Origin of the sequence: Stenotrophomonas sp. Sm2128 (assembly GCF_030985535.1) — a bacterium.
Lineage (GTDB): Bacteria > Pseudomonadota > Gammaproteobacteria > Xanthomonadales > Xanthomonadaceae > Stenotrophomonas > Stenotrophomonas maltophilia.
In genome coordinates this window covers 1-8,608 of the sequence record NZ_JAPTFQ010000119.1, presented here as the reverse complement: position 1 = coordinate 8,608, position 8,608 = coordinate 1, and the positions used below count along the sequence as shown (strand labels likewise).

The window sequence follows — 8,608 nt, the reverse complement described above, 5'->3', positions numbered from 1 at the left end:
CCGCTGGCCGGCAACCCTGGGGACCAAGGACGCCGGCCAGCGGCCGGCACTACCGCGGTCACCCGAACTCGAACCCCATCTCCGGCAGCGCCGGGCCGACGAAGTCGCCCTGCACGTAATCCACGCCGGCACTGAACAGCAGGGTCATCGAATTGGCGTCGCTGACGAACTCGGCGATGGTGCGGATGCCGGCCTCCTGCGCGCGTGCGGTGATCTGGCTGATGCGGTCGATGTTCTCGCGGGTGGCCGCCAGATCGCTGGTGAAACCGCGGTCCAGCTTGAGGAACTGCGGCTGGAAGTGGGCGAGCAGCTGGAACGAGTCCAATCCCGAACCGAACTGCTCCAGCCCGATGCGGCAGCCCAGTGGCGCCACTTCGGCAAGGAACTGCTGCGCACTGCGCAGGTGGGTGAACACCTTCGCTTCCGGCGCATGCAGCCACAGCCGTTCGCCGGGCACGCCCTGCGCCTGCAGCTCGCGCCGCAGGGTGGCGATCATCTCTGGGTCGTCGAACGATTCCGGCGTCACCTTCACCAGTACCTGGGTGGCGTGGCCCTGGCGTGCGCGCTGACCCAGTACGGCGATGGCCTGCGAAACCACCCAGCGGTTGATCTCCGCCAGCAGGCCGTACTCCTCGGCGATGCCCAGGAACGCGGTCGGGCTCAGCAGTTCGCCGTTGTGCTCCAGGCGCAGGTAGGCCTCGTACAGCTCCAGCGGCTCGCCCTGCAGGTTCAGCACCGGCTGGTAGTGCAGCTGGAAGCCGTCGCCGGCCAGTGCTTCACGGATACGGGTGACCCAGCGCAGCACGCGTTCTTCCTCGACGCGGTCGGCCGCAGCCGGGTCGAAGATGCGGCAGGTATTGCCCAGTTCGGCGGCGGCATGCGTGCACTCGCTGGCGCGTGCGAGCACCTGGCCGATGCTGGCGATCTTCTCGCCCACCTGCACGCCACCGATGCTGACCGTCACCGTAGCCGAGCGCGCGCCGATGCTGAACACATGCGCTGCATACGCTTCGCGGATGCGCTCGGCCAGTGCCACGGTCTGCGCGTAGGGCCCGGCCTGCAGCACGGCGAAATTGTGTTCGCCGAAGCGGGCCAGCTGCGCGTCCTCGCCAACGACCTCGGCCAGCAGGCCGGCAAGGGCGCCGATCAGCGCGTCGGCCGAGGCCAGGCCGATGTCCGGGAGCAGGCGCGCGTAGTGGTCCGGCTCGATCAGCAGCAGGCCGAACTGGCCTTCGCTGCGCCCGGCCTGTGCCACTGCGCTTTCCAGCTGCAGCATGAAGGTCGGGCGGTTGAGCAGGCCCGTGACCTGATCGCGCTGGCGCAGGTCCTCGACCTCGCGGGCCAGCTCCGGATCGAACTCCATGCGGCGGCGAAGCACCACCTGCAGGCAGGATTCGCCTTCGTAGGTGGCAGCGGTGAATTCCATGGTTGCCGCGAACGTACTGCCATCCTCGTGGCGGGCATCGAGCTGGTACTGCGGCGGCGGCGCCTCGCCACGGCTCAGGCCCTTCAGCAGCTGCTTGAAGCCTTCCACATGCTGCGCGGCGACCATGTCCAGCAGCGAGATGCCTTCGATGTCGTCGAACTGCTCGTAGCCGAACATTTCCAGGTAGGCATCGTTGGCACGGATGTGCATGCCTTCGTGCACGTAGGCGATGGGATCGCGCGAAGAGGCGATCAGCGCATCGCAGCGGCGCTCGGTCTCGCGCATCTGCGCCTCGATGCGGCGCAGGCCGCGACGGGCCTGCAGGTCCACCCATTGGTCGCGGACCACGGCCAACAGATGCTCGGAGCGCTGGCGCAGGGCGAGGGCACGGATGCCGTGGCTGCTGGCCTGCACCAGCTCGTCCTCGTCGATGCGATCGGCCAGCAGCACCAGCGGAATGTCCTTGCCGCTGGCGGCGATGTGCTGGGCCACCAGCGGCAGCGGGATGCCCTGCGAGGGGGACGCCAGCACCAGGTCGATGGCCTGGCTGGACAGCACCTGGGACAGCTCGGCCGCATCCTGTGGACGCCAAGGGCGCACCGCGATGCCGCTGTTGCGCAGCGTGCTGACAATGGCTTCGGCATTCTCGCCGCTGTCATCGACGATCAGCAGGCGGATGGTGATGTCGTTCGCGTTCTGCATGCACTGCTCCCCAATCTGCGAATCTAGATACACGATGCGCGGCGAACCGTCCATGCGCGCGCCCCTTGCACGCATCGAACGGCGATCTGGTTCACACCACGCCACCGGCCGCGTGGCCGCTGGCCCAGGCCCACTGGAAGTTGTAGCCGCCCAGCCAGCCGGTCACATCCAGCACCTCGCCGACGAAATGCAGGCCGGGTACGCGCTTGGATTCCATCGTCGAGGACGACACCTCAGCGGTATCCACGCCGCCCAGGGTGACTTCGGCGGTGCGATAGCCCTCGGTGCCGCTGGCCACCAGCGGGAACGCGCCCAGCAGCTGCGCGGCCTGGCGCAGCACCGGCTCGTCCAGCTGGCGCACGGGCCGGTCGGGCAGCCAGTGCTCGCACAGGCGCTGCGCCAGCCGCTTCGGCAGTACCTCGGCCAGCACCGTGCGCAGCTCGGCGGCCGGGCGCTCGCGCTTCATCTGGCGCAGCCACTCGCCGGCATCCTGGCCGGGCAGCAGGTCCAGCTCCAGCGCATCGCCGGGTTGCCAGAACGAGGAGATCTGCAGGATCGCCGGGCCGCTCACGCCGCGATGGGTCAGCAGCATGAAGTTCTGGAAGCTCTTGCCGTTGCAGCGCGCCTCGATCGGCAGGGCGACACCACTCAGATCAGCCAGCCGTTCCTGGTGCTTGCCGCTGAGTGTCAGCGGCACCAGCCCGGCGCGGGTCGGCAGCACCTGATGGCCGAACTGGCGGGCAATCTCGTAGCCAAAGCCGGTGGCGCCCATGCTCGGAATCGACAGGCCGCCGGTGGCCACCACCAGCGAGGCGCTGTGGAACAGGCCATGGGTGGTGTGCACGCGGAAACCGTCGCTGCCGTGCTCGATGCGCTGCACGCTGCACCCGGTGCGGATCTGCGCGCCGGCCGCCTGGCATTCGTCCACCAGCATCTTCACGATCTGCTTGGACGAGATGTCGCAGAACAGCTGGCCCAGCTCCTTTTCGTGATAGGCGATGCCGTGCTTGCTGACCAGCTCGATGAAGTGCCAGGGCGTGTAGCGCGCCAGCGCCGATTTGCAGAAGTGCGGGTTGGCCGACAGGAAGTTGGCCGGGGTGGTGCCGGTGTTGGTGAAGTTGCAGCGGCCACCGCCGGACATCAGGATCTTCTTGCCGACCTTGTTGGCATGGTCGATCACCTGCACCTGGCGGCCGCGCTGGCCAGCCGTGATCGCGGTCATCAGCCCGGCCGCGCCGGCGCCGATGACCACCACGTCGCAACGGATCGTGCTCATGCCTTGGCGCGCTTGCGCCAGTTCGGGACCACGTCGAGCTGCATCTGATCGTTGAGCAGCTGCACTTCACCGTCCTGGATCAGCACGCTCCAGCGCATCGCGCGCTGGATCTGCTGGCCCCACAGTTCGACGAAGGCACCATCGAGGTCAACCACCGACAGGTTGTCGAAGCGCGCCAGGCCCTTGCCCTGCTTGCCCCACCAGATCTCCGAGGCGTTGCCGCCGTAATTGACCACCTGCACCTGTCGGCTGCGGTTGCTGGCCTTGCGGATGCGGGATTCGTCGGGATGGCCCAGGTCGATCCATTGCAGGATGTCGCCGGTGTAGTCGTGTTCCCACAGGTCCGGCTCATCGTCGGTACTCAGGCCGCGGCCGAATTCCAGGCGGTCGCCGGCGTTCAGCGCGAAGGCGAGCAGGCGCACCATCAGTCGTTCGTCGGTCTCGGACGGGTGCTGGGCCAAGGTCAGGTTGTGGGTCGCGTAGTAGCCGCGATCCATGTCGCTGATCTGCAGTTCGGCCTTGCGGATGGTGGCGGTAAGAGCCATGGGGGATCCGTGGACTAAAGACGTCAATGATAGAGGTTTGCTCCAAGGGTGTCCGTTGCCGGGCTGTCTGCGCAGCGTCAACGGTGGCACTCTTGGCGCTCTTTCCCGTGGCCGGAATGGACGCCATGACCCTGCCCAGCCACCTGCAGCTGCCCCCCGGCCACTGGCCCAGCCTGCTCGATGGCCTGTGCGCGCGTTTCCCGCGCATCGGTCGCGCGCAATGGCAGGACCGCTTCGCCCGAGGCCGTGTGCAGGATGCGCAGGGCAGGGCACTGGCGCCGGACATGCCCTGGCAGGTGGGGCTGGAAATCCAGTACTTCCGCGAGGTTGCCGACGAGCCGGTGATTCCCTTCGCCGAGACCATCCTGCATCTGGATGCGCACCTGCTGGTGGCCGACAAGCCGCACTTCCTGCCGGTAACGCCGGCCGGTGGGTATGTGCGCGAAACCCTGCTGTCGCGCCTGGTCGCACGCACCGGCAACACCGAACTGGCGCCGTTGCACCGCTTGGATCGGCTGACCGCCGGCCTGGTGCTGTTCTCGACCCAGGCGGCCACGCGCGATGCCTATCAGCGGCTGTTCCGCGAGCGGCGCATCGAGAAGACCTATGAGGCGCTGGCACCGGCGCTGCCCGGGCTGGCGTTTCCGTTGCAGCGGGACAGCCGTCTGGTGCCGGGGGAGCCGTTCTTCCGCATGGCCGAAGTGCCGGGCGAGCCCAATGCGCGCAGCCTGATCGAGCCGATCGAGGCCGAAGGGCCGGTCTGGCGCTACCGGCTGAAGCCGGAAACCGGTCGCAAGCACCAGCTGCGCGTGCATATGGCCGCGCTGGGCGCACCGATCGAGGGCGACGACCTTTACCCGCAGCTGCAGTCGCGGCCGGAGGGCAGCGCCGAGCCTGCACTGCAGCTGCTGGCACAGGTGCTGGCCTTCGATGATCCGCTGACCGGGGAACCGCGGCGGTTCAGCAGCCAGCGCCGCCTGTGCCGAATGGAGCAGGGCGGCTAGCGCGGGTCAGCGAGCCGGGCGTCGGGCCAGCCAGCGGTCCAGCTCGGCCGCGAACAGCTGCCGGTCGCGCGGGCCCAGCGGTGGCGGGCCCCCGGTCTGCACCCCGGCGCCGCGCAGTTCTTCCATGAAATTGCGCATCGACAGCCGCTCGGCCATGTTGTTCGGGGTGTACAGCTGGCCGCGCGGGTTCAGCGCCACGGCCTTCTTCTCCAGCACCAGCGCGGCCAGCGGGATGTCCTGGGTGACGACCAGGTCTCCGGCGGCGACCCGTTCGACGATGGCGCTGTCGGCCACGTCCAGGCCCTGGGGCACCTGGATCGAGCGCAGCCAGCGTGAGGGCGGGGTCCGGATCCACTGGTTGGCAACCAAGGTCAGCTCGATCCCAACGCGTTCAGCGGCACGGAACAGGATGTCGCGAATGACGGTGGGGCAGGCGTCCGCGTCCACCCAGATACGGGGGAGGGCGGGTTCAGCTTGGGTTTCAGCTTCAGTCATTTACCCAGTGTAGGGTAGGAAAATCCTGAATGGGGACTCGGGGTTAGCCTCGATCGGCTGCCAGCCCTTGTCACGTCTAGCGGGCGGGGCCAGCCGATGAACGTCCGGGCTATCGCTTTTTGCAGAAAACACGCGTATCGTTCGTCCCACTGTGTTTGCTAGGGTCACCGTGAATCGTGGCCTGGTGCAGTTGATCTCACGATCCGCTCATCGATCCGCTTTACCAACGCCTGCAACTCAGTCTCGGCCCCGATACCCGGTGGCTGCGATTTTTTCAACATGTGTTTCAGGAGTTAGTCAAATGTCTGATCGTCAGACCGGCACCGTCAAGTGGTTCAACGACGCCAAGGGCTTCGGCTTCATCACCCCGGAAAGCGGCCCGGACCTGTTTGTGCACTTCCGTGCCATCCAGGGCACCGGCTTCAAGACCCTGCAGGAAGGCCAGAAGGTTACCTTCATCGCCGTCCAGGGTCAGAAGGGTATGCAGGCTGACCAGGTGCAGGCGGTCTAATCCGTCTGCTACCGTTTGGTAGCCAGAACGCCGGAAGCGAAAGCTTCCGGCGTTTTTTATTGCCTGCCGTTTTGTAGAGTCGAGCTTGCTCGACTGATTTCAACGACAGTCGCGCAAGCTCGACTCTACAAGCGGCATGCACTCTGCGCGGTAGGATGAAATTCCTCCCCAAGGATCACCCCCATGCGTATCGTCCATCACCTGGAAAACTCCCGTTCCCTGCGTGTGCTGTGGATGCTGGAGGAGCTGGGGCTGGACTACGAACTGCGCCGTTATCCGCGTGACCCGAAGACGCTGCTGGCACCGCCGGAACTGCGCAACGTGCATCCGCTGGGCAAGTCGCCGGTACTGCAGGATGGCGAGCTGGTACTGGCCGAGTCCGGCGCGATCCTCGACTACCTCGCGGACCGCTACGACACCCAGCGCCAGCTGTCGCCGTCGCCGATGCCGGCCGATGGTGCCGAGCGCATCGCCTACCGCTACTGGCTGCACTACGCCGAAGGTTCGGCGATGCCGCCGCTGCTGCTGACTCTGGTGATGGGCCGCATCCGCAACGCGTCGATGCCGTTCTTCGCCCGCCCGATCGCGCGCAGCATTGCCGACAAGGCCGAGCACGGCTTCATCGGCCCGCAGCGACGACTGCACCTGGACTGGATGGAGCGCCGTCTGGCCGAAAGCCCGTGGTTCGCTGGCGAGCGCTTCAGTGCGGCCGACATCCAGATGAGCTTCCCGATCCAGGCGGCCGCCGCGCGCGGCGGTGGCCTCGACGACAAGCCGGCGCTGCGTGGCTTCCTCAAGCGTATCGGCGAGCGCCCGGCCTACCAGCGTGCCGAGGCCCACGGCGGTCATCTGCAGGCGCTCAGCGGCAATTGAGGCGGGCGGCGGTCATCCCCATCTTCAGCACCATGGATACCGACAGCCCCCGTTTCGACAACCGCCTGCTGCACACCCTGCCGGGCGACCCCGAATCCGGCCCGCGCCGCCGCGAAGTGCTGGGCGCGGCCTGGTCGCCGGTGATGCCGACTCCAGTGACGGCGCCTACGCTGCTGGCTTGGGCGCCGGACGTCGCCGCGATGCTCGGCTTCGATACCGCTGAAGTCGAAAGCGAAGGCTTCGCGCGGGTGTTCGGCGGCAATGCGCTGTACGCCGGCATGCAGCCGTGGGCGGCCAATTACGGTGGCCATCAGTTCGGCCACTGGGCGGGCCAGCTCGGCGACGGCCGCGCGATCTCGCTGGGCGAACTGGTCGCACCGGATGGCCGTCATTGGGAACTGCAGCTGAAGGGTGCCGGTCCCACGCCGTATTCGCGGGGTGCTGATGGCCGCGCAGTGCTGCGCTCATCCATCCGTGAATTCCTGTGCAGCGAAGCGATGCATCACCTGAGCGTACCGACCACGCGCGCGCTGTCGCTGGTCGGCACCGGCGAAGACGTGGTACGCGACATGTTCTACGACGGCCACCCGCGTGCCGAGCCCGGCGCCATCGTGTGCCGGGTATCGCCCTCGTTCCTGCGCTTTGGTTCATTCGAACTGCCAGCGTCACGCGGCGAAACTGCCTTGTTGCGGCAGCTGGTCGACGCGTGCATCGCCCGCGACTTTCCGGAGCTCGAAGGGCAGGGTGAGGCGCTGTACGGCGACTGGTTCGCGCAGATCGCGGTGCGCACTGCCGAGATGATCGCGCACTGGATGCGCGTCGGTTTCGTGCATGGCGTGATGAACACCGACAACCTGTCCGTGCTCGGCCTCACGCTCGATTACGGTCCTTACGGCTGGGTCGAGGACTTCGACCCGGACTGGACGCCGAACACCACCGACGCGCAGGGCCGCCGTTATCGTTTCGGTACCCAGCCGCAGGTGGCGTACTGGAACCTGAGCCGGTTGGCGCAGGCGCTGTCGCCGTTGTTTGCCGATGTGGCGCAGCTGCAGGCCGGTCTGGCGGCCTACCAGTCCACCTTCGTGGCCTGCACCCGACGCGATGCCGCAGCCAAGCTGGGCCTGGCCGCCGCCGACGATGACGACCTGGGGCTCTACCAGCGCTGGCAGCAGCTGATGCAGGACGGCGGCATGGATATGACCCTGGCCTGGCGTGCGCTGATGCGGGTTGATCCAGCGGCGCCAGGCGTGGGCGTGCTGGATGCGGTGTACTACGACGAGTCGCGCCAGCAGGCGGTGCAGGCGCCGTTGCAGCAGTGGCTGCAGGACTACGCGGCGCGGTTGCAGGCCGATCCACTTTCGGCCAGTGAGCGCGCGGCGAAGATGGCCAAAGCCAATCCGCTGTATGTGCTGCGCAACTGGCTGGCCCAGGAGGCGATCGACCGCGCAGAGCAGGGTGACCTCGGCGGTGTTCACGCACTGCAGGACGTGCTGCGCGATCCATACACCGAGCGTGCGGGGCTGGAACACTTCGCCGGCAAGCGCCCGGCGTGGGCAGACAACCGCGCTGGCTGCTCGATGCTGTCCTGCAGTTCCTGAGGGTGGGTTTCGGCAGGGCTGCGCCCTGCACCTGCAGAGGCCACCGCGCAAGCAACGGCCAAAGCCAAAGCGGCTCTGGATTGCTGATGGTCTGGCGGGACGGTGTGGGGCTGCAGGACACGCCGTAAACCCGTCCATGGGGGCTCGATGGCGCCATCCATGGCGCCAACGGTCCTGC

At 67.3% G+C, this 8,608-nt stretch carries 8 protein-coding genes; 4 read left to right on the top strand and 4 right to left on the bottom strand.

Annotation, left to right across the window (positions count from 1 at the left end; all coding sequences use genetic code 11):
- Window positions 1–58: 58 nt before the first annotated feature.
- From O0K41_RS21385 to O0K41_RS21375, 3 genes are all read right to left on the bottom strand, one after another.
- Complete coding sequence (locus O0K41_RS21385) at window positions 59–2,128, bottom strand: EAL domain-containing protein (protein ID WP_005413024.1); 2,070 nt, start codon at window positions 2,126–2,128, stop codon at window positions 59–61.
- A gap of 91 nt (window positions 2,129–2,219) precedes the next feature.
- On the bottom strand, window positions 2,220–3,404 hold the full coding sequence (locus tag O0K41_RS21380) for an NAD(P)/FAD-dependent oxidoreductase (RefSeq protein WP_049449849.1): 1,185 nt from the start codon (window positions 3,402–3,404) through the stop codon (window positions 2,220–2,222).
- Window positions 3,401–3,949 (bottom strand): YaeQ family protein, encoded by a 549-nt coding sequence (locus O0K41_RS21375; protein ID WP_005409263.1) that lies wholly within the window; start codon window positions 3,947–3,949, stop codon window positions 3,401–3,403. The genes O0K41_RS21380 and O0K41_RS21375 overlap by 4 nt, the downstream gene beginning before the upstream one ends.
- Window positions 3,950–4,074: 125 nt before the next feature.
- Here O0K41_RS21375 and O0K41_RS21370 point away from each other — a divergent pair, with 125 nt between their 5' ends.
- On the top strand, window positions 4,075–4,953 hold the full coding sequence (locus tag O0K41_RS21370; protein ID WP_088436122.1) for a pseudouridine synthase: 879 nt from the start codon (window positions 4,075–4,077) through the stop codon (window positions 4,951–4,953).
- Between the two features lie 6 nt (window positions 4,954–4,959).
- Here O0K41_RS21370 and O0K41_RS21365 read toward each other — a convergent pair whose 3' ends face one another.
- Window positions 4,960–5,448: a YaiI/YqxD family protein gene (locus tag O0K41_RS21365; RefSeq protein WP_059034065.1), complete on the bottom strand. Its 489-nt coding sequence runs from the start codon at window positions 5,446–5,448 to the stop codon at window positions 4,960–4,962.
- Between the two features lie 301 nt (window positions 5,449–5,749).
- Between O0K41_RS21365 and O0K41_RS21360 the strand changes: the two genes are divergently transcribed.
- From O0K41_RS21360 to O0K41_RS21350, 3 genes are all read left to right on the top strand, one after another.
- Window positions 5,750–5,959 carry a cold-shock protein gene (locus tag O0K41_RS21360; protein ID WP_004153307.1) on the top strand — a complete coding sequence of 70 codons (210 nt, stop codon included), beginning with the start codon at window positions 5,750–5,752 and terminating at the stop codon, window positions 5,957–5,959.
- A 183-nt stretch (window positions 5,960–6,142) separates the two neighbouring features.
- Window positions 6,143–6,832, top strand: coding sequence for a glutathione S-transferase (locus O0K41_RS21355; protein WP_149500938.1), 690 nt, complete (start codon window positions 6,143–6,145; stop codon window positions 6,830–6,832).
- A 32-nt stretch (window positions 6,833–6,864) separates the two neighbouring features.
- Window positions 6,865–8,430, top strand: coding sequence for a protein adenylyltransferase SelO (locus O0K41_RS21350; protein WP_149500939.1), 1,566 nt, complete (start codon window positions 6,865–6,867; stop codon window positions 8,428–8,430).
- Window positions 8,431–8,608: the final 178 nt, after the last annotated feature.

What these genes read in the sequence shown, in the direction of transcription:
- O0K41_RS21385 (WP_005413024.1), bottom strand. Translation starts at nt 2,128, where the DNA reads ATGCAGAACGCGAACGACATCACCATCCGCCTGCTGATCGTCGATGAC.
- O0K41_RS21380 (WP_049449849.1), bottom strand. Translation starts at nt 3,404, where the DNA reads ATGAGCACGATCCGTTGCGACGTGGTGGTCATCGGCGCCGGCGCGGCC.
- O0K41_RS21375 (WP_005409263.1), bottom strand. Translation starts at nt 3,949, where the DNA reads ATGGCTCTTACCGCCACCATCCGCAAGGCCGAACTGCAGATCAGCGAC.
- O0K41_RS21370 (WP_088436122.1), top strand. Translation starts at nt 4,075, where the DNA reads ATGACCCTGCCCAGCCACCTGCAGCTGCCCCCCGGCCACTGGCCCAGC.
- O0K41_RS21365 (WP_059034065.1), bottom strand. Translation starts at nt 5,448, where the DNA reads ATGACTGAAGCTGAAACCCAAGCTGAACCCGCCCTCCCCCGTATCTGG.
- O0K41_RS21360 (WP_004153307.1), top strand. Translation starts at nt 5,750, where the DNA reads ATGTCTGATCGTCAGACCGGCACCGTCAAGTGGTTCAACGACGCCAAG.
- O0K41_RS21355 (WP_149500938.1), top strand. Translation starts at nt 6,143, where the DNA reads ATGCGTATCGTCCATCACCTGGAAAACTCCCGTTCCCTGCGTGTGCTG.
- O0K41_RS21350 (WP_149500939.1), top strand. Translation starts at nt 6,865, where the DNA reads ATGGATACCGACAGCCCCCGTTTCGACAACCGCCTGCTGCACACCCTG.